This is a genomic window from Hydrocarboniphaga daqingensis, from assembly GCF_900129825.1.
In the GTDB taxonomy this organism is placed as follows: Bacteria; Pseudomonadota; Gammaproteobacteria; order Nevskiales; family Nevskiaceae; genus Hydrocarboniphaga; species Hydrocarboniphaga daqingensis.
In genome coordinates this window covers 184,859-204,682 of the sequence record NZ_FQWZ01000002.1, presented here as the reverse complement: position 1 = coordinate 204,682, position 19,824 = coordinate 184,859, and the positions used below count along the sequence as shown (strand labels likewise).

The 19,824-nt window shown below is 65.0% G+C and carries 18 protein-coding genes and 1 pseudogene; 15 read left to right on the top strand and 4 right to left on the bottom strand.

All coding sequences use genetic code 11. From position 1 onward, the window contains the following. Positions 1–2 precede the first annotated feature (2 nt). From BUB09_RS03970 to ubiB, 4 genes are read left to right on the top strand one after another with little or no spacing between them, the layout of a single operon-like run. Entirely contained in the window at positions 3–413 is a 411-nt protein-coding gene (locus BUB09_RS03970; protein WP_072894504.1) for a gamma-butyrobetaine hydroxylase family protein, read from the top strand. Beyond that, entirely contained in the window at positions 410–1,183 is a 774-nt protein-coding gene (ubiE, locus tag BUB09_RS03965) for a bifunctional demethylmenaquinone methyltransferase/2-methoxy-6-polyprenyl-1,4-benzoquinol methylase UbiE (protein ID WP_072894501.1), read from the top strand. Before BUB09_RS03970 ends, ubiE begins: the two co-directional genes overlap by 4 nt. Beyond that, complete coding sequence (locus tag BUB09_RS03960) at positions 1,180–1,818, top strand: ubiquinone biosynthesis accessory factor UbiJ (protein ID WP_072894498.1); 639 nt, start codon at positions 1,180–1,182, stop codon at positions 1,816–1,818. Before ubiE ends, BUB09_RS03960 begins: the two co-directional genes overlap by 4 nt. Then, positions 1,815–3,437, top strand: coding sequence for a ubiquinone biosynthesis regulatory protein kinase UbiB (ubiB, locus tag BUB09_RS03955; protein WP_072894497.1), 1,623 nt, complete (start codon positions 1,815–1,817; stop codon positions 3,435–3,437). Before BUB09_RS03960 ends, ubiB begins: the two co-directional genes overlap by 4 nt. A 78-nt stretch (positions 3,438–3,515) precedes the next feature. Here the strand turns inward: ubiB and BUB09_RS03950 are convergent, their stop codons facing one another. Then, positions 3,516–4,850 (bottom strand): S41 family peptidase, encoded by a 1,335-nt coding sequence (locus tag BUB09_RS03950; protein WP_072894495.1) that lies wholly within the window; start codon positions 4,848–4,850, stop codon positions 3,516–3,518. A 237-nt stretch (positions 4,851–5,087) separates the two neighbouring features. Between BUB09_RS03950 and BUB09_RS03945 the strand changes: the two genes are divergently transcribed. The 4 genes from BUB09_RS03945 to ybaL all read left to right on the top strand — a co-directional run bounded on the left by BUB09_RS03945 (position 5,088) and on the right by ybaL (position 10,997). Further along, positions 5,088–5,759: a TetR/AcrR family transcriptional regulator gene (locus BUB09_RS03945; protein WP_072894493.1), complete on the top strand. Its 672-nt coding sequence runs from the start codon at positions 5,088–5,090 to the stop codon at positions 5,757–5,759. 46 nt (positions 5,760–5,805) lie between these two features. Further along, positions 5,806–8,292: an acyl-CoA dehydrogenase gene (locus BUB09_RS03940; protein WP_072894491.1), complete on the top strand. Its 2,487-nt coding sequence runs from the start codon at positions 5,806–5,808 to the stop codon at positions 8,290–8,292. Between the two features lie 119 nt (positions 8,293–8,411). Next, positions 8,412–9,179 (top strand): DUF3108 domain-containing protein, encoded by a 768-nt coding sequence (locus BUB09_RS03935; protein WP_084083148.1) that lies wholly within the window; start codon positions 8,412–8,414, stop codon positions 9,177–9,179. 123 nt (positions 9,180–9,302) lie between these two features. Then, entirely contained in the window at positions 9,303–10,997 is a 1,695-nt protein-coding gene (ybaL, locus tag BUB09_RS03930) for a YbaL family putative K(+) efflux transporter (RefSeq protein WP_084083147.1), read from the top strand. Here ybaL and BUB09_RS03925 read toward each other — a convergent pair. Then, on the bottom strand, positions 10,984–12,456 hold the full coding sequence (locus BUB09_RS03925; protein ID WP_084083146.1) for an aldehyde dehydrogenase family protein: 1,473 nt from the start codon (positions 12,454–12,456) through the stop codon (positions 10,984–10,986). The two genes, ybaL and BUB09_RS03925, sit on opposite strands and share 14 nt — an antisense overlap. Before the next feature lie 181 nt (positions 12,457–12,637). Here BUB09_RS03925 and BUB09_RS03920 point away from each other — a divergent pair, with 181 nt between their 5' ends. The 7 genes and pseudogenes from BUB09_RS03920 to BUB09_RS17620 form a co-directional block, all read left to right on the top strand. After that, a complete protein-coding gene (locus BUB09_RS03920; protein ID WP_245793116.1) occupies positions 12,638–14,029 on the top strand; it encodes a WS/DGAT/MGAT family O-acyltransferase in 1,392 nt (463 codons plus the stop codon). Positions 14,030–14,131: 102 nt separating this feature from the next. Continuing rightward, on the top strand, positions 14,132–15,241 hold the full coding sequence (locus BUB09_RS03915) for a fatty acid desaturase (RefSeq protein WP_072895415.1): 1,110 nt from the start codon (positions 14,132–14,134) through the stop codon (positions 15,239–15,241). Next, positions 15,238–16,290: a ribonucleotide-diphosphate reductase subunit beta gene (locus BUB09_RS03910; protein WP_072894483.1), complete on the top strand. Its 1,053-nt coding sequence runs from the start codon at positions 15,238–15,240 to the stop codon at positions 16,288–16,290. The genes BUB09_RS03915 and BUB09_RS03910 overlap by 4 nt, the downstream gene beginning before the upstream one ends. A 331-nt stretch (positions 16,291–16,621) precedes the next feature. Beyond that, positions 16,622–17,008: a DUF4149 domain-containing protein gene (locus tag BUB09_RS03905; RefSeq protein ID WP_072894481.1), complete on the top strand. Its 387-nt coding sequence runs from the start codon at positions 16,622–16,624 to the stop codon at positions 17,006–17,008. 8 nt (positions 17,009–17,016) lie between these two features. After that, positions 17,017–17,511: a DUF3429 domain-containing protein gene (locus tag BUB09_RS03900; RefSeq protein WP_139250109.1), complete on the top strand. Its 495-nt coding sequence runs from the start codon at positions 17,017–17,019 to the stop codon at positions 17,509–17,511. Between the two features lie 76 nt (positions 17,512–17,587). Next, positions 17,588–17,839 (top strand): ribbon-helix-helix domain-containing protein, encoded by a 252-nt coding sequence (locus BUB09_RS03895; RefSeq protein WP_072894475.1) that lies wholly within the window; start codon positions 17,588–17,590, stop codon positions 17,837–17,839. 58 nt (positions 17,840–17,897) lie between these two features. After that, positions 17,898–17,993: pseudogene (locus tag BUB09_RS17620) on the top strand (type II toxin-antitoxin system RelE/ParE family toxin); the annotation flags it as partial. Between the two features lie 52 nt (positions 17,994–18,045). On the opposite strand, the gene BUB09_RS03885 reads toward BUB09_RS17620, so the two are convergent. Then, a complete protein-coding gene (locus BUB09_RS03885; protein WP_072894473.1) occupies positions 18,046–18,942 on the bottom strand; it encodes a serine hydrolase in 897 nt (298 codons plus the stop codon). Between the two features lie 49 nt (positions 18,943–18,991). Then, positions 18,992–19,777 (bottom strand): inositol monophosphatase family protein, encoded by a 786-nt coding sequence (locus BUB09_RS03880; protein WP_072894471.1) that lies wholly within the window; start codon positions 19,775–19,777, stop codon positions 18,992–18,994. Positions 19,778–19,824 lie beyond the last annotated feature (47 nt).

Here is a 19,824-nt window from a genome sequence, read left to right as displayed (position 1 = left end):
CCATGACCGTACCCCGACCCACCGACCTGCGCCTGCGCCAGCAGTCCCGCGTGCTGGAGCTGCGCTACAGCGACGGCAGTGTCCACGCGCTGCCGTTCGAATACCTGCGGGTGTTCAGCCCCTCGGCCGAAGTCTGGGGCCACGGGCAGGCAGAGCCGAACTTGATCGGTGGCAAACGCAATGTCGGTGTCAGCGCCGCCGAGCCGGTCGGTCAGTATGCGATCCGGCTGCGCTTCGACGACGGCCACGCCAGCGGTTTGTATTCCTGGGCCGTGCTGCACGACCTGGCGACGAATCATGATGCGTACTGGTCGCACTATCTGGAGCGACTGAAGGCGTTGGGCATGTCCCGCGACAGCGACATCGTTAAACTGGCCGCCCTACCCAAGAAGCACCACCCGGCCAAGCCGTGAGCCACGATCCCACCGACCCCAAGTCCGCCTCGACGACGCATTTCGGTTTTCAGCAGGTCCCGGTCGCCGAGAAGCAGAAACGTGTCGCCGAAGTGTTTTCGTCGGTCGCGCGTCGCTATGACGTGATGAACGACCTGATGTCGATGGGCGTCCACCGGCTGTGGAAACGCTTCGTGATCGACCTGGCCGGCGTACGCCCTGGCGAGCGCGTGCTCGACGTGGCCGGCGGTACCGGCGACCTGACGCGCGAGTTCGCCAAGCAAGTCGGCCCGCGCGGGCAAGTGGTGCTGTCGGACATCAATGCCGCGATGCTCGGCGAAGGCCGCCGCCGCTTGATCGACGAAGGCGTCGTCGGCTTGCCGGTGCTGCAGGCCAATGCCGAAAAGCTGCCGTTTGCCGACCGCAGCTTCGACTGCGTGACGATCGGCTTCGGCTTGCGCAACGTCACCGACAAAGACGCAGCACTGCGTTCGATGCTGCGCGTGCTCAAGCCGGGCGGCCGGCTGCTGGTGCTGGAATTCTCCAAGCCGTTGAACGCCGGCCTGTCGAAGATCTACGACCAGTACTCGTTCAAGCTGCTGCCGCTGATGGGCCGCTTCGTTGCCAACGACGCCGACAGCTATCGCTATCTGGCTGAATCGATCCGCATGCATCCCGACCAGGGCACGCTCAAGGGCATGATGGAAGCTGCCGGCTTCGAACGCTGCCAGGTCTACAACCTGACCGGCGGCATCGTCGCCGTGCACCGCGGTTTTCGCCTGACCGCATGAGCGCACGTCCGGCACCGGCGCTGATCTGCGCCGGCTTAGAAGTCGCGCTCAATCGCTATCTGCAACTCGAACCGGCTGCACTCGACGATTGCGCGGCTCTGGCGCGGCACAGCGTCGGCCTGCTCGTCGATGGTTTCGACTGGTGCTTGTTCATCGAGTTCAACGCACGCGGCGTGCGCGTGATCGGCGAGCGACCGCAGCCGGCCAGCGTCACGCTTGCTGGCGCACCGCCCGCATTCGCCGGCCTCGCCGTCAAGCTCGCATCGGGCGACAGCAGCTTGCCGCCGGGTTTGCGCGTCGACGGTGACGCCGATGTGCTGCAGGCGTTTCGTCGCTTGCTGGGCCGTGTCGGCTTCGATATCGAAGAATGGATTGCGCCGCTGATTGGCGGCGCCGCTGCGCATCGTGCAGCACAAGGCCTCAAGGCCTTGCTCGGCTGGGGCCGTGACAGCAGCCGCACGCTGGCGCAGAACACCGCTGAATATCTGGTCGAAGAAACGCGCGACTTGGCGCGTGGCATCGATGTCGAAGAATGGATGGATCAAGTCGATCGGCTGCGCGAGCGCAGCGATCGCATCGAGGCGCGGCTGGCGCGTCTCGAACGTCAGCGCACTGCAGAGCCCCGCTCCGAATGAGTTCGATCAGCCCCAGCCGCATTCCCCGCCTGTGGACGATCCTGCGCGTCGTGCAGCGCTACCGGCTGCAGGAATTCTTCGGCAACAAGCCGCCGCGTCATCACGACCCGCGTCCGCGTGGCGAACGCCTGCGTCTGGCGCTCGAAGAACTTGGCCCGGTGTTCATCAAGCTCGGTCAGGCCCTTTCGACGCGGCCCGATGTGCTGCCGCCGGATCTGGCGCTTGAGCTGTCCAAGCTGCAGGACCGCGTGCCGCCGTTCCCGAGCGAGCAGGCGATCGCGCAGATCGAAGAAGCCTTGGGCAAGCCGATCGGCGACATCTTTCTGGAATTCGACCCGGTGCCGCTCGCGTCGGCGTCGGTGGCGCAGGTGCACACGGCGCGTCTGAAGCCGACGTCGCCGAACGATCCGGGCTTCGAAGTGGTCGTCAAAGTGCTGCGCCCCGGCATCGAGAAGACGATCCATGACGACGTGCAGCTGATGTACCTGTGCGCCGAGTTGGCCGAGAAGTTCAGCGCCGCCGCACGCCGCGTACGGCCGCGCGCGATCGTGCAGGAATACGAGCGCATCGTGTTCGACGAACTCGACCTGATGCGCGAAGGTGGCAATGCAGCGCAGCTGCGCCGCAACTGGCTGGGCTCGCCGCTGATCTATCACCCGGCCGTGTTCTTCGACTACACACGGCCCAACGTGCTGGTGATGGAGCGCATCCACGGCATCTCGATCCGCGAGCTGGACCGGCTGCGCCGGCTCGGCGTCGACTTCAAGGTGCTGGGCGAGCGCGGCGTCGAAATCTTTTTCAAGCAGACGTTCCGCGACAACTTCTTCCACGCGGACATGCACCCCGGCAACATCTTCGTCGACGCCACCAACGTCAAGGACCCGAGCTACATCGCGGTCGACTTCGGCATCGTCGGTCAGCTGTCGGCGATGGACCAGCGCTACCTCGCTGAAAACCTGCTTGCGTTCTTCAACCGCGACTACAAGCGTGTTGCCGAGCTGCATCTGGAAAGTGAATGGGTGCCGGGCGACACGCGACTCGAAGATTTCGAAGCCGCGATCCGCACCGTATGCGAGCCGATCTTCCAGAAGCCGCTCAGCGAGATTTCGTTCGGCTTCTTCCTGCTGCGTCTGTTCCAGGTCGCACGGCGCTTCAACTATCAAGTACAGCCGCAGCTGGTGTTGCTGCAGAAGACGCTGCTGAATATCGAAGGCCTCGGACGTCAGCTGTATCCCGAGCTGGATTTGTGGAAGACCGCCAAGCCGATTCTCGAAGAATGGATGCGCAACCGCATCGGTCCGGCGCGTTGGCTGAGTCAGGCGCGGCGCGATATTCCGGCGCTGGCCGAATCACTGCCGGTGCTGGTGCAGCAAGTGGTGCGCGGCCTCGAGCGCGGCGACGGCTTGGACGCCGGCTCGCGTCGTTCGATCGATGCGCTGCGCAAGGAGCTGCGCGAACAGCAGCAGCGTCAGCGCCGCAATCTGATCGGCGCTGCGCTGTTCGTCGGTGGCATGTTGATGTGGTGCACTCACATCATCGAGCCGCAGTTCGGTCCGGTGCTGCCGGTGCTCAGCCTGCTGGCAGGCGTCGTCGTCTGGTGGCGCGCGGGTCGCAGTTGACGCCATCGCAGCGCCGCCACAAAAAAGGCCGGTCATCAGACCGGCCTTTTTGTTTGCAGCTGCGATGCCGCTACGACATCAGCGGCTGGCGACCACCGCCAGACCCTTGAGCAGCGTCAGCGCTTGGAACAGCTGGTAGTCGGTCGTGGCCAGCTTCTGCACGTCTTCGTCGATCTTCTTCTGCGCATCGATCTCGGCCTGGTCGACCTTCTTTTCCTTCTCGTTGACCAGGCTGCCTTTCAGGTCGGCTTCCTTGATCGCTTCGAAGTCGGGCGCGTTTTCATCCTTGGTGACCTTCAGCGGCTTGACGGTCACGTCGGGGTCGATGCCTTCGGCCTGGATCGAGCGGCCCGCCGGCGTGTAGTAGCGCGCCGTCGTCAGCTTGATCGCCGACTCGTCGGTCAGCCGCATGATGGTCTGCACGCTGCCTTTGCCGAAGCTCTTGGTTCCGAGCAGGATGGCGCGCTTCTGGTCCTGCAGCGCACCCGCGACGATTTCGGCGGCCGATGCCGAGCCGCCGTTGATCAGCACGATCACCGGCTTGCCGTCGAGCAGGTCACCGGAGTGGGCGTCGAACTCGCGGTTCTCGTCGGCTTCACGCGAGCGCACCGACACGATCGGACCCTTGTCGAGCAGCGCGTCGGACACGCGAATCGCTTCGTCGAGTGCGCCGCCCGGGTTGTTGCGCATGTCGAGCACCAAGCCCTTCAGCGGCTTGTCCTTGGCGTCCTTGATCAGCTTCTTGATCTCGTTCTCGAACGACTCGCCGGTCTTCTGATTGAAGCTGCTGATTCGCACGTAGCCGAACTGCGGCTCGAGCATGCGGCTACGCACTGACACCAGTTTGATGTTGTCGCGCTTGAGGTCGAAGATCATCGGCCCGGTTGCGCCTTCGCGCGCCACGGTCAGCACGATCTTGCTGCCTGGCGTGCCGCGCATCTTGCTGACCGCGTCGGTCAGCGACAGACCCTTCACCGGCGTGTCGTCGATCTTGACGATGAAGTCGCCGGGCTGGATGCCCGCCTTGGCGGCTGGCGTGTCGTCGATCGGCGAGATCACGCGCACCAGGCCGTCCTGCATTTGCACTTCGATGCCCAGGCCGCCGAATTCGCCCTTGATGCTGGTTTCGAAGCTCGTGTACTCCTCGCCGGCCATGTAGGCCGAATGCGGATCGAGGCCGGCGAGCATGCCGCGCAACGCGTCGTCGAGCAGCTTCTTGTCGTCGACCGGCTCGACGTAGCCCTGTTTGATCATCTCCATCACGCGGACGAAGTTCTGCAGGTCCTTGACCGGCAGCGTTCCGAGCGCCGACGGCGCGCTGCGCTCGGCAAACACACCGGTGGTGACGGTGACGCAGGTGCCCAGAAAAACACCGGCCGCCAAGGCCAGTGGAACACGAAGCCGATTAGGCATGAACTCGAAACTCCGAAGCGAACAGGAGGAGAAGGAACGCGCAGGGAAAACGACGATAGCACACAGACCGCGGGGCTCCGTTCCGGTTCAAGTCGGGCCGTTGCAGCCGGCATTTGCACGCATTTGCCATTGGGCGGGCGGGGTTGGCGCGGCGGCAAGTGAACACTTGTATCGCTTGTCCCATACTCCGCCGCATCGATAACATTCGCCTCAATACGCTTCCGTACGGACACCATAATGACTGACGCTCAAAGCATCGCTCGCTCTGCTCAACGCATCACGCTGACCGCTGCCAACTGGGCGGAGGCGGCGTTGGACGCGATCGCCGAGAACGGCATCGAAGCCGTGGCCGTCGAGCCGCTGGCACGTCGCTTGGGCGTCACCAAGGGCAGCTTTTATTGGCACTTCACGCATCGAGAAGCGCTGCTGCACGCCGCGCTCGAGCTGTGGGAACGCTACGAAACCGCCGACACGATCGCCCGCGCCGAAAGCTCGTCCGACCCGCGCGAGCGGATGCACTCGCTGTTCCGCCAGCTGGCCAACACCGACCAGCGCTCCGAGCGCATCTTGCTGGCGCTGTCGGGCTCGGACAACACGGCTGCCCGCAGCTGCGTGCAGCGCGTTACCGAATGCTGGCGCTCCTACGTCGAAGTTGGCTATCGGGCCATGGGCATGGACGCGACCGAAGCACGTCACTGGGCGACGCTGGCCTACTCCACGTACATCGGCACCGTGCGCATGCGCCGCGACAACCCCGATGCGCTGCCCACCGGCAGCGACTTCAACGACTACCTGCGCTTTTTGATCAAGACGCTGATTCCGGGCGGCGTCGGCAGCGTGGCGGGCAACCGCGACGCGGCCGATCTGCTCGGCGCCGCGCGCGCCACCGGAGCGCGCCTGTCGGCCTGACCGGATCGGCTCACCGCTTTTTGTCTGTTCTCAACTGGAGCTCCTCATGTCCTTTGCTATCTCTGTGATCGGCGTCGTCGCCGTAGCCTGGGTACTGGCCTACGTCGGCGCGCCTTTGTGGGTCTGGACGCTGGCCTCGGCACTGGCGTATGCCGCTGGCGTCGTGACCGGCGGTTTGGGTGCGGTGGCGAGCGTCGTGCTCGGCGTGCCGCTGGTGTTGCTGGCGCTGTTGAACGTGGTGCCGCTGCGCCGCGCGCTGATCACGCGCCCGGTGTTTGCGACGTTCAAGAAAGTGCTGCCCGAGATGTCGTCGACCGAGCGCGAAGCGCTGGAAGCCGGTGATGTCTGGCTTGAGGCCGAAATGTTCCGCGGCCGTCCCGACTGGTCCAAGTTGCTGACGTTCCGCTACACCGAGCTGACCGCTGAAGAGCAGCGCTTCCTCGACAATGAAGTCGAAGCGCTGTGCCAGCTCGTCGACGACTGGAAGATCGAATTCGAAGACAAGGATCTTCCGCCCGCGGCCTGGCAGTACATCAAGGACAAGGGCTTCTTCGCGATGCTGATCAAGAAGGAGTACGGCGGCCTGGGCTTTTCGGCCGCGGCGCAGTCGGCCGTCGTCACCAAGCTGGCGACCAAGTCGATCGCGCTGGCGGTGACGGTGATGGTGCCCAACTCGCTCGGTCCGGGCGAACTGCTGATGCACTACGGCACCGACGAGCAGAAGAAGCAGTGGCTGCCGGGCCTGATCTCCGGCAAGGAAATCCCGTGCTTCGGCCTGACCGGTCCGGAAGTCGGTTCCGACGCCACCGCGATGCCCGATTCCGGCGTGGTCTGCTACGGCGACTACCACGGCAAGAAGACGCTCGGCATCCGTCTGAATTTCTCCAAGCGCTGGATCACGCTGGCGCCGGTGGCGACCGTCGTGGGCCTGGCGTTCAACCTGCGTGACCCCGAAGGCCTGCTCGGCGATCGCAGCAAGAGCGAGTACGGCATCACCTGCGCGCTGATCCCGGCCAAGCACGAGGGTGTGCACATCGGCCGCCGCCACTATCCGGGCGCCGCGTTCATGAACGGCCCGATCTTCGGCAAGGACGTGTTCATTCCGGTCGAGTGGATCATTGGTGGCCCGGCGATGGCCGGCAAGGGCTGGCGCATGCTGGTCGAGTGCCTGTCGGCCGGCCGTGGCGTGTCGCTGCCGGCGCTGGGCACCGCAGCCGGTCAGGCGGCGTATCGCCTGGTGGGCGCCTATGGCCGCATCCGCCGCCAGTTCCGCATGTCGGTCGGCAAGTTCGAAGGCGTGCAGGAAGCCACCGGCCGCATCGCCGGCAATGCGTACACGCTCGAAGCGATGCGCGTGCTGACGGCCTCGGCCGTTGACCACTGCGCACCGTCGGTGGTGACGGCGATCGCCAAGTACCACATGACCGAGATGATGCGGAAGATCGTCATCGACTCGATGGACGTGATGGCCGGCCGCGGCGTGCAGCAGGGCCCGCGCAATGCGCTGGCGCCGGCCTACAAGGCCACGCCGATCGCGATCACGGTCGAAGGCGCCAACATCCTGACCCGCAACCTGATGATCTTCGGCCAGGGTGCGATCCGCTGCCACGAGTACGTGTTCCCGGAAATGGAAGCGGCGCGCGAGAACAACCTCGCGGCGTTCGACAAGCTGCTGTTTGGCCACGTCGGCTTTTCGATCAACCGCGGCATCCGCGCGCTGACGCTCGGCTTGACCGGCTCGGCGCTGGCGCGCTCGCCGGTCGACGGCCCGATGGCGACCTACTTCAAGCAGTTCGAGCGCTTCTCGGCCGCGCTGGCGTTCACCAGCGACGTGACGATGGGCGTGCTCGGTGGCGAGCTCAAGCGCAAGGAGCGGCTGTCGGCACGGCTCGGTGACGTGCTGTCGCAGCTGTACATCGGCTGCTGCGTGATGAAGTTCTACATCGAGAACGGCCAGAAGGCCGAAGAGCTCGACCACGCACGCTGGGCGCTGGACCAGTGCCTGTTTGAGATCGCCAAGGCCTTCGAAGGCTTCTTCGACAACTTCCCGGTCAAGCCGGTCGCCAAGGTGCTGCGTCTGGCCGTGTTCCCGTTCGGCAACCGCTACAAGCCGGTGTCCGACCAGCTCAATGCCCGTCTCGCCGATCAGATCATGGAGGCCACCGACTTGCGCAACCGGCTGACGAGCCTGGTGTTCGTCAACGGCGGCCCGAACGAGGCAACCGGCCGTCTGGAGCATGCGTTCAACCTGCTGCTGAAGGCCGAAGTGCCGTACGTGAAGTACTTCAAGGCGATGTCCAAGGGCGAGTTGGCCGGCACCGACACGGCGTCGCGTCTGGCCGACGCGGTGACACGCGGCATTCTCAATGCCGAGGAAGCGCAGCTGGTGGCCGAGTACGACAAGGTGCGCTACGACGCGATCCTGACCGACGACTTCACGCCGGAGTACATCAAGGGTGACTTCAGCGTGCCGACGGCCGGTTCGCGCGCCGACATCCTGGCATTCACCGGCAGCCTGGCCCGCGTCGCATGATCTGACGCGCGTCAGCGTCGAAGCCAGCGTCAAGCAAAAAGGCCGGGGATGACCCGGCCTTTTTGCTGTCCAAGGCCGACAACGTTCTCCCACACGCTGAAACCCGGTAGCCTTCGGCCATGACGCTCCAGACCCGCCTTCATTCTTTGTGCCGGCCCGCTGCCGCCGCGCTGCTGGCACTGCTGACCGCCGGGCCGGCTGTCGCCGTCTCGCCCGACCTGCTGGTCCCCAGCTCCTTGCCGTACAACGTCTACCGCGGCGGCTCGTTGCTCGGCGCAGGGCACATCACGCTCAAGGCAGGCGCAACGCCCGACTGCTGGTTCTTCAGCCAGGAAGCCACGCCCAAGGGCTGGCTCAAGCTGGTGTCGGGCGATGTGCTCGAACAGAGCCATTTCTGCATTCTGGACGGCAAGATCCGGCCGGTGGCCTATCGCTTCAGCCGCGACGGCGTCGGCTCGTCGAAAGAAAACTTTTCGCTGCGCTTCGACTGGCCCAAGCAGCAGGCGATCTACCAGAACGGCGACGTGCGGCCGGTTACCGACGGCACGCTCGACCGCCTGAGCCTGCAGCTGGCGCTGCGCGACTGGCTGCTTAGCGAGCGCGCGGCGACCGGCAAAGAGCCGACCGGCGAACACGAAGTGATCTTTGCCGACCGCAAACGCATCGACAGCTACACGTTCCAGATCAAGGCGCACGAGCGCGTCGAGACGCCGGCCGGCACGTTCGACACCACGCGGCTGGACCGCACCGACAGCAAGAACCGGCGCACGCAATTCTGGCTGTCGCCGCAGCACGGCTACATCGTCGTCAAAGCCGAACAGCAGCGCGACGACGACCCGGTGATTCGCCTGCTGCTGACGCAGGTGCCGCCGGCCGTCGCGCCGTAGCGCAGCGGTATCCCGTGCCGGCGCGAGGCCGGCCGTCAGGGGAATGATTCGCCGCTGCGCGGGTCAGACCGGGTGGCAACGTCGCCACCATCGCCATCGCAAGACCCCAGGTCAGGGAGGACCATGCCGCATCACGCGCCATTGATCGCCGCCATCGTCGCCGGAATCGTGCTGGCCACAGTGCTCGGCGCCGTCGCCAACCGCCTGCGGCTGTCGCCACTGGTGGGCTATCTGCTGGCTGGCGTGCTGGTCGGGCCGTTTACGCCCGGCTTCGTCGCAGACCAGACGCTGATCCCGCAGCTGGCCGAAATCGGCGTGATCTTGCTGATGTTCGGTGTCGGCCTGCATTTCTCGCTCGGCGACCTGCTGGCGGTGAGGCACATCGCGATCCCCGGCGCGCTGGCGCAGATCGTGGTCGCCACCGCGATGGGCGTTGGCCTGGCGATGCTGCTCGGCTGGGGCCTGGCGGCCGGGCTGGTGTTCGGCCTGGCGCTGTCGGTGGCCAGCACCGTGGTGCTGCTGCGCGCGCTCGAAGAGCGGCGCTTGACCGAAACCCCGCGCGGCAAGATCGCCGTCGGTTGGCTGATCGTCGAAGACCTGGCGATGGTGCTGGTGCTGGTGTTGCTGCCGGTGTTCGTCGAAGCGCAACGCGGTCAGAGTGCCGGTGTCGGCGCCTTGCTCGGCACCGTGGCGCTGACGCTGGGCCAGGTGGCGGTGTTCGTCGCGCTGATGCTGGTCGTCGGTCGCCGCGTGATCCCGAAGATGCTCGAACGCGCGGCGCTGAGCGGGTCCAAGGAGTTGTTCACGCTGACGGTGCTGTCGATCGCGCTGGGCGTGGCGTTCGGCTCGGCCGCCTTGTTCGGCGTGTCGTTCGCGCTCGGTGCGTTTTTCGCCGGCATGGTGTTGAACGAGTCCGAGCTGTCGCACGAAGCGGCTCAAGACACGCTGCCGCTGCGCGATGCCTTTGCGGTGTTGTTCTTCGTGTCGGTCGGCATGTTGTTCGACCCGAGCATTGTGCTGCGCGAGCCGCTGCAGGTGCTGGCCACGCTGGGCATCATCGTCGTCGGCAAATCGATTGCCGCGTTGTTGATCGTCCGCGCGTTTGGCCACGCGATGCCGACGGCCGCGACGATCGCCGCCAGCCTCGCTCAGATCGGCGAGTTCTCATTCATCCTGGTGACGATGGGCACCGACCTGCAGCTGCTGCCGGCGGCGGCGCGCGATCTGGTGCTGGCTGGCGCGATTCTGTCGATCCTGCTCAATCCGCTGTTGTTCGTGCTGCTCGACCGCGTCGAAGCGCGCGCCCGCAGTCGGCGCACGATGGAGCCGGTTGCGCTGGGCTTTGCCGATCACAACATCCTGGTCGGCTTCGGCCGCGTCGGCTCGCAGATCGGGCAGCGGTTGATGCGCGAGCACCGCGCGCTGGTCGTCATCGAAACCCAGGACGACCCGGCCGATGCCGCACGCGCTCTAGGCCTGCCCCTGGTGTTCGGTAATGCGGCGACGCAAGACCTGCTGCGCGCCGCCGGTATCAAGCGCGCCGCGCGGCTGCTGGTGGCGATCCCCAATGCGCTGGAAGCCGGCCGCGTGATCGAACTGGCGCGCGCCGATAACCCGCGCATCGAGATCATCGCGCGGGCACAGTCCGAGGCCGAAGAAAAGCATTTGCGTAAAAGCGGCGCCGATCAGATCGTGATCGGCGAGCGCGAGATCGCCCGCTGCATGGCCGCGCTGGTCGGCGATGCGGCAGCAGCGGCATCGCTGCCGCCGCCACCATCACCGCCAACGGACCGCGGCGGCGGGGTTACACCAGCTTGAGCAACAGCGCGCCGATGCGGCGCGTGAAGTTGGTGTACGGCGGGTAGAACAGCGACGCGATCTGGTAGCGGTTACGGACCACGGCGCGCTCGTGCGAAAACGCCTTGAAGCCGTACAAGCCGTGCGCGTTGCCGATGCCGGAATTGTTGACGCCGCCGAACGGCAGCCGGCCATGAATGAACTGCACCACCGAATGGTTGATGCAAGTGCCGCCGGCGCTGGTGCGCTTGAGCAGCGTTTCAATGTTGGCTTCCTTGCGGCTCCAGATGTACAGCGCCAGCGGCTTGGGCTGTGCGTTGATGTCGGCGATCACCTGGTCGATCTGCGTGTAGCCGAAGATCGGCAGCAGCGGCCCGAAGATTTCCTCGCTCATGATCTTCGCGTCGGCCGGGATGTCGGTCAGCAGCGTCGGTGCCACGAAGCAGTCCTGCTCGCTGATGCCGCCGCCGCTGATCACCTTGGCGCCGCGCGCGGTGGCGTCGTTCAGCAGGCCGGCGACGCGCTGCGTATGGCGCGTATTGACCACGCGCGCCAGGTACGGCGACGCCATCTGCGCCTGCTGGGTTTCACCGTAGGAGCTGTGCAGCACTTCGCGACACTGCGCGATGAACTCGGCCTTGACCGACTCGTGCACGTAGATGTGGTCGGGCGCGATGCAGGTCTGGCCGTTGTTGGTGTACTTGCCCCACAGAATGTTCTTGGCGGCAGCCTTCAAGTCGGCGGTTTCGTCGACGATGGTCGGCGACTTGCCGCCCAGCTCCAGCGTCACGCTGGTCAGGTGCTTGGCCGCGGCGGCCATCACCACCTTGCCGATCGCCGGGCTGCCGGTGAAGAAGATGTGGTCGAACGGCAGCTCCAGCAGCGCGGTCGACACGCTGGCGTCGCCGTCGAAGATCGCCACTTCGTCTTCGGAGAACAGCTCGCGCACCAGGCGCACCATGACCGCCGTCGTGTGCGGCGTCATTTCGCTGGGCTTGAGGATCACCGTGTTGCCAGCGGCCAGCGCCGACACCAGCGGGCCGAACGTCAGGTTCGCCGGGTAATTCCATGGCGAGATGATCAAGCAGCGGCCGCGCGGCTCGTGCTGCACCCAGGCCTGGGTGCCAAACATCATCATCGTCGGGTAGACGCGCTGCGGCTTCATCCAGCGGCGCAGATGGCGCAGCGCATCGTTGGCTTCGGCGACGATCGGCAGGATTTCGGTCAGGTCGACTTCGGCGGCCGGTTTCTTGAAGTCGCGCATGCCGGCTTCGTAGAAGTCGTTTTTGGCGGCCAGAACCGCGGCTTTCAGCTTGCGGATCTTGGCGGCGCGCTCTTCACGCGTGGAACTGCGCAGCCGCAGCGCGGTCTCGCGCTGGCGTGCGAAAACACGCTGGATTTCGGAGTGCTGGGCGGCATCCGCAGACGCTGCCGGACGGGCACCCGGCAGATAGGACACGTTGGCGGTGGAAGTCGACATTTTGCCTCCGAAAATCAAACGATCGGTCAGTAGTAAAGGAGTATAGCCCGCGACGACTGGCCGCTATTGTGACCAGAGCGCCCGCAATGCTAGAACGTCGGCTCCGCAGCGGGTACTACCCATGCGAACGCCTTACAACTAAAACGAAGAAAGCGAAGGGAGTGCGGTAATGACGAGAAAGATGAATCCACTGGACGCCTCGTGGCTGTTCGTGGACTCCCAGCGCACGCCGATGCACGTGGGCGCGCTGGCGATTTTCTCGCTGCCCGACGACGTCAGCCCCGACTTCATCAAGAACTTGTTCCTGCATCTGCGCAGCCCGGCTGGCTTCGTGCCGCCGTTCAACCTGCGCTTGAAGCAGCCGCGGCTCAAGCTGATCAGCAGCCGCTTGATGCCGAGCTGGGAAGAAGATCCGAACATCGACCTCGACTACCACCTGCGCCACTCGGCGCTGCCGCAGCCCGGCGGCGAGCGCGAGCTGGGCGTGCTGGTGTCGCGGCTGCACTCGCACCCGCTCGACTTTGCCCGGCCGCTGTGGGAATGCCACATCATCGAAGGCCTGGCCAACAGCCGCTTCGCGCTGTACATGAAGATGCACCACTCGCTGGTCGATGGTGTGGGCGGCATGCGCATGCTCAGCCGCCTGCTGTCGCCGGACGACACCGCGATGAACCTGCCGCCGCCGTGGGCCGTCGGCACCGGCGAGAAAAAGCGCATCGCCCGCGACGCCGGACCGAGCTGGCAGCAGTTGGCCGATCAGGCCCGCGAACAAGCGCGTCACGTGCCGAGCATTGGCCGCGCGATCGCCGACAGCTGGAAGGAAACGCTGCAGAACACCCATCCCGAACTGGGCGTGCCGTTCCGCGCGCCGCGCTCGATCCTCAACCGCAAGGTGTCGGCACAGCGCCGCTTCGCCACGCAGTACTACGATCTGGCGCGGATGCGCACGCTGGCCAAGCGCGCCAAGGTCACGCTCAACGACGTGTTTCTCGGCTTGTGCGCAATGGCGCTGCGCCGCTACCTGCTCGAACTCAACGCGCTGCCGAGCGAGCCGCTGACCGCCGGCCTGCCGGTGTCGGTGCGCCCGGCCGGTGACCCCGGCGCCGGCAATGCGATCAGCTTCATCATCGCCAACCTGCACACGCACATCGCCGACCCGCTGGAGCGCCTCGCGCTGATCCGCGACTCCACGCAAAAGGCCAAGGCGCGTTTCCAGACGCTGCCCAAGGAAGCCATCACCGCGTACACCAGCCTGTTCATGGCGCCGTTCATGCTGCAGCTGATGACTGGCATGGGTGGCCTGATGCGGCCGATGTTCAACGTCACCATTTCCAACGTGCCCGGCCCGGACCAGACGCTGTACTTCAACGGCGCGCGGATGGACCAGATGTACCCCGTGTCGCTGCTCAGCCACGGCCAGGCGATCAACATCACCGTGGTCAGCTACGCGGGCCAGTTCAACGTCGGCTACACCGGTTGCCGCGACACCTTGCCGCACATGCAGCGCATGGCGGTGTACACCGGCGAAGCGCTGGTGGAACTCGAAGCGCTGCTCGGCATCAACGCGAGCTAGCGCCACAGCACCACCGCTGAGGGTTCGCATTGACGGCGATCAAGTGCGCCGTCGATGCCGCTGGTCATCATCGCGACTCGCCTTGTGACGAGTGCTGCCGCGATGAGCCCCGACCTGCCTGCCCCCGCCGCGGCCGAGCCGCCGAGCCGTAAAACCATGCGCAGCTGGCTGCTGCCGCACGTGCAGCGCAGCACCGCGCGTGCCGTGGCGCTGGTGCTGACCGACACCCTGTTGTTCGCCGCCATCACGAGCGCGGTCGTCGTCGTGCCGTCGCTGTGGCTCAAGCTGTTGCTCGGCGTGCTGAGCGGGCTGGTCATCGGCCGCTTGTTCATCATCGGCCACGACGCTTGCCATCAAAGCCTCACCTCGCGTTCGCGATTCAACACCATCGTCGGTCGCGCGGTGTTTCTGCCGTCGCTGACGCCGTACAGCCTGTGGGAAACCGGGCATAACGTGATCCACCATGGCTACACCAATCTGCGCGGTACCGACTTCGTCTGGGCACCGCTGTCACGCGACGAGTATCAAGCACTGAGCCCGACGGCGCGCTGGCGCGAGCGCGTGTATCGCAGTGGCTGGGCGCCGGGCCTGTACTACGGCGTGGAGATCTGGTGGAAGCGGCTGTTCTTCCCAAGCGCACGCTATATGCCCACGCGGCGTGCGGTGTTCACGCGCGACAGTGCCGCGGTGCTCGCGTTCGCACTGCTGTGGATTGCACTGCTGCTGAGCACGGCACGGCTCACTGAGCAATCACCGGCGCTGTTGCTGGTCGCGGGGTTCGTCTTGCCGCAACTGGTGTGGAATTCCTTGATTGGATTTGTCGTCTACGTGCATCACACGCATCGCGACATCGCTTGGCATCAAAGCAAGGCGCAATGGCTGGCGGCGCAACCGTTCGTGACCACCACAGTGCATCTGCGCTTTCGCCGTTGGCTGGGCGTCGACATCGGCGCGGCGCTGCATCACATCATGGAACACACGGCCCACCACGTGGATATGCGCATCCCGCTGTATCGCTTGCGCCACGCGCAACAGCTGTTGGAGCAACGCATGCCGGGGCGCATCGTCGTGCAGGACTTCACGTGGCGCTGGTACTTCAAGACGGCGAAAGCCTGCAAGCTCTACGACTTTGATCGTCAGCAGTGGACTGACTTCGATGGTCGGCCGACAGCGACGACGTCATCGACTACCGTGATCGGAGCAGCGGCATGAACGGTGCTGACCGGGCGTTTGATCACGTGCTGGACTTCGACACTGGACCCGGCGGCATCATCAACGGCGACGAGCAAAGTGCTGCGCACGGCCTACGGCCACGCTATCGCTGGGCCTGGGACAAGTACCTGCAGGGCTGCGCCAATCACTGGACGCCGCAAGAGATCGGCATGGCCGCCGACATCGCGCTATGGAATGACCCGAATGGTTTGAGCGACGACGAGCGTCGCATCATCAAGCGTAGCCTCGGCTTCTTTGCGTCCGCCGATTCATTGGCGGCCAACAACATCGTGCTCGGTACTTACCGGCACATCACCAGCCCGGAATGCCGTCGCTACTTGTTGCGTCAAGCGTTTGAAGAAGCGCTGCACACGCACGCGTATCAGTACATCGTTGAAAGCCTGGGTTTGGACGAAGGTGAAATCTTCAACATGTATCACGAGGTGCCGAGCCTGCATGACAAGGCCAGTTTTCTGCTGCCTTACATCGACACGCTGACCAACCCGAACTTCCACACCGGCACGCTGGAATCGGACCAGGCGCTGCTGCGATCGCTGATCGCCTTCGCCTGCATCATGGAAGGTCTGTTCTTCTATGTGGGCTTCGTGCAGATCCTCGCCTTCGGCCGACGCAACAAAATGGTCGGCGCGGCCGAGCAGTATCAATACATCCTGCGCGACGAATCGATGCACCTGAACTTCGGCATCGACCTGATCAACCAGATCAAACTCGAAAACCCGCAGCTGTGGACCGATGAATTTCGCCAGCAGATCCGCGCGATGATCGATCAAGCGGTGGAGCTTGAATACCGCTACGCCGTCGACACAATGCCACGCGGCGTACTGGGACTGAACGCGCCGATGTTCTCCGAATACCTGCGCTACATCGCCAACCGCCGCTGCACCCAAATCGGCCTCGATCCGCTATACCCCGGCGCCACCAACCCGTTCCCATGGATGAGCGAGCTGATCGATTTGAAGAAAGAAAAGAACTTCTTCGAAACCCGAGTGACGGAGTATCAGACCGGTGGGGCGTTGGCTTGGGGGTGAGGTGGAACCGGTGTTCGCCAAGTCGGTCGTCTATGCCGGATGAAGCCGAGGACCGTCTTATGCACGGCTGCAGCCGCTCGGCATTCTGATCGACTGCGACGCTGGGCCGTACCCACTCGTGTAAGCGATGCGCCCGCCTACAGAACGCGGTCGGCTAAGGGTCTGAGCGGGCCGCAGTTGCTCCTATCGCCGGCAATCGATGCAACTTGGTGCCGCCGGCTGTGACTGCACACGGGCTGGCCGTTGCGCGGAACACAGGGCGACTACCGGCAACGAATCTACTTCCCCGCCCCGCGCGTAATCATGGCATCTCTGCCCATTGGCTTTGCCCATGAACCACCTGCCTCTATTGCTGACCGCCGGCGTGCTCGGCGTGATGTTGTTCTTCTCGATCGCCGTGGCGCCGACGGTGTTCAAGGTGTTGCCGGCCGAGCATGCGGGGCGATATGTGCGGGCCTTCTTTCCGCGCTATTACTTCGTGCTCGGTGTGGTGACGGCGGTCGCGGCCGGCTTGTGCGGGCTGGGTGATGTCGCGGGTATGTTGCTCGGCCTGTGCGCGGTGCTGTTTGCGTTGTCGCTGTGGGTGCTGACGCCGGCGACCAACCGCGCGACCGACGCCGGTAACCGCCGTGCGTTTGCTTGGCTGCACGGCAGCACGATCGCGATCAGCTTGTTGCAAATCGTGTTGTTGTTCGTCGTCGTGGGGCGTTTGCAGTGAGCGGCGCTGTGTCGTCGTCGCCGACACCGTCACCGCAAGTCGATGCCGCTGCCGACGAGGCGACGCGCGTGATGGCGTATCGGCTTGGTTTGCTCGGACTGATTCCGTTTTTTGCCGCGCCGTTCTGGCTGACGGTATCGCCGGGCACGGTGCCGCAGTCGCTGGACTATCTGTGGCTGAACTATGCGGCGCTGATCGCGAGCTTCATGGCCGGCACGTTCTGGGGCATGGCGCTGGTGGCGGCGCGCAGTGCTGCGCGTACGGCGGCGATGCTGCTGTCCAACGGCTTGATGCTGGCGACCTGGGTGGCGATGCAGCTGGACTTCGGCGCGTCGATGGCCGCACTGGCCGCGATCTTTGCGCTGCTGTTCGTCGCCGAGCTGTGGCGCGAACGCGCGGTCGCGCCGCTGCCGGGTTACATGAGGTTGCGGCTATTGCTGACGCTGGGTGTGCTCGCGAGCCTCGGCTGGCGCGGTGCGCTGACCGGTTTGCTCAGCAGCTAGGCGCGGCTTGCCGATGCTTATCGGCGTGTTGTTTTTTGATTATGTTGAATACGTAAATCACCCTTGAAGGCGCCCAATGGCCCAGACGACGATGACAGTCCGACTGAATGAGACGCTCAGCGAATTCGTTGCGGCCAATGTAGGCGAGCGCGGGGCCTATGAGAACGTCAGCGAGTACATGCGCGACCTGATTCGTCGCGACAAAGAGCGGGTCGAGCGGGAGGCTTTCGACCGCCTCAAGGCGGAACTTGCGCAGGCTTATGCGGCTCCTGAGTCGGCCTATAAGCCGCTGACCGCTGCCGATGTGATCGCGCGCAATAAGGCCTGATAACCGGTCTCGATTGTGGGTGTCGTGCGCATTCAGGAAGCTGCGTCTTGGCGACTTCTACTGGCGTCGACTATCGAATGGCGACGTCGGCATCGTGACGATCCTGCATAAGCGAATGCATCAGATCGATCGGCTACGGGACGATTTCAAATAGCGTCCGTCGGAATCGAGCTTACTCGACCTGAAATGCTCTGCTGCACCAGACGCTACGACGCCGCCTTGCTCTCGCTGGCGATCAACTGGCCGCGCGCCGGCTTGGGTTGTTTGGCGCGCTTGGCCAGCACCTGGCGCACGCGGGCGGCGTCGGCGAAGCGCGTCAGCGTGCCTTCGCTGTTCAGAAACACCATCGACAGATGGTGGTTCAGCGTCGTGGCGCGCATCACCAGGCAGCGGCCCGCCTCGTTGGTGAAGCCGGTCTTCTGCAACGCAATGTCCCAGTCACGGCCGCCGCTGGTGCTGCGCACCAGGCGGTTGGTGTTGACGAAGGTCAGCGTCTGGCGGCCGACCTTGATCTGCGCTTCGGCCTGCGTGGAATAACGGCGGATCACCGGCTGCAGGTCGACGGCGCTCATCAGTCGGTGCAGGTCGCGGGCCGTGGAGATCGACCGGTCCGACAGGCCGGCCGGGTCGGCGAACTGCGTCGATGTCATACCCAGCGAGCGCGCGACCACGTTCATGTGCGCGATGAATGCGGTACGCCCGCCCGGATAGTGGCGGCTCAGCGCCATTGCCGCGCGGTTCTCCGACGCCATCAGCGCCAGCAGCAGCATGTCGCTGCGCTTGAGCTTGGTGCCGACCTTGAGCCGCGAGCGCGTGTGCTTCTCGCGGTCCACGTCTTCGTTGCCGATCTCCAGCATCTCGTCCATCGGCAGCCGCGACTCGACCACCACCAGCGCCGTCATCAGCTTGGTCAGCGACGCGATCGGCATCTTCACGTCGGCGTTCTTCGACACCAGCGCCTCGCCGGTGTCCTGGTCCACCACCAGCGCCGCGTTGGACTTCAGTGACCAGTCGTCGCCGGCTCGGGCGGACGCGGGCGCCAGTGCCAGCAGCCACACGGTGGCAAGGGCAGTGACGGCCAAGGGCAGGCGGAATCGGCTCATGGTCAGAGTCGGATGCAAGGATCAACCTTAATCATCAGGCCTAAGCCACTCAAAAACCAAGTAGTTCGATAACAGGCGCATGTAACGCCGGTGTGGCGGCCATGACGCTGGTGGTCGCAAGCCCGACTGGCGCGCCGCTCAGGTCGGTGAAAACCCCGCCGGCCTCGCGCACGATCACCGTCAGCGCGGCGATGTCCAGGATGTTCACGTCGGACTCGACCACGGCGTCGATGCGGCCGGTGGCCAGCAAGTGGTAATGCAGAAAGTCGCCATAGCCGCGGATGCGGTGCAGCCTTGGGATCAGCGCGCCGAGCTGCGCCCAGGCCGCCGGCTTGCGCGCCAGGCTGGCCAGGTTGCCGGTCGACAGCGTGGTCTTTTCGATCGCCTGCGTGGCCGACACCTTGAGCCGCTCACCGTCGAGCCAGGCGCCCTGGCCCTTCTCGGCGTACAGCAGCTCGCCGCGTCCGTCGTTCCAGCACGGCGCGCTCGACACGCCCAGCACCAGCTCGCCGCGCCGCATCAGTGCGATCTGCACCGAGAACATCGGGTAGCCGCGAACGAAGCTCTTGGTGCCGTCGATCGGGTCGACCAGCCACAGCTCGTCGGCGTCGGCACGGTCGCGGCCGGTTTCCTCGCCGTAGAAGCCGTAGTCGGGGAAGCGCGCCGACAGCACGCTGCGGATCGCCTTTTCGGCCGCGACGTCGACTTCGGTCACCGGGCTGGCGTCGGCCTTGTATTCGACAGCGAAGTTGCCTCGATACGCGCGGCGAATGATGTCGTTGGCGGCTTCGGCTGCCGCGAGCGCGGCTTGCAATTGGGGGCTTATGGTCGGCATGAGTCGGCTGGATGGGGCGGGAGCGGCGCTGCGCATGATACCCGCTG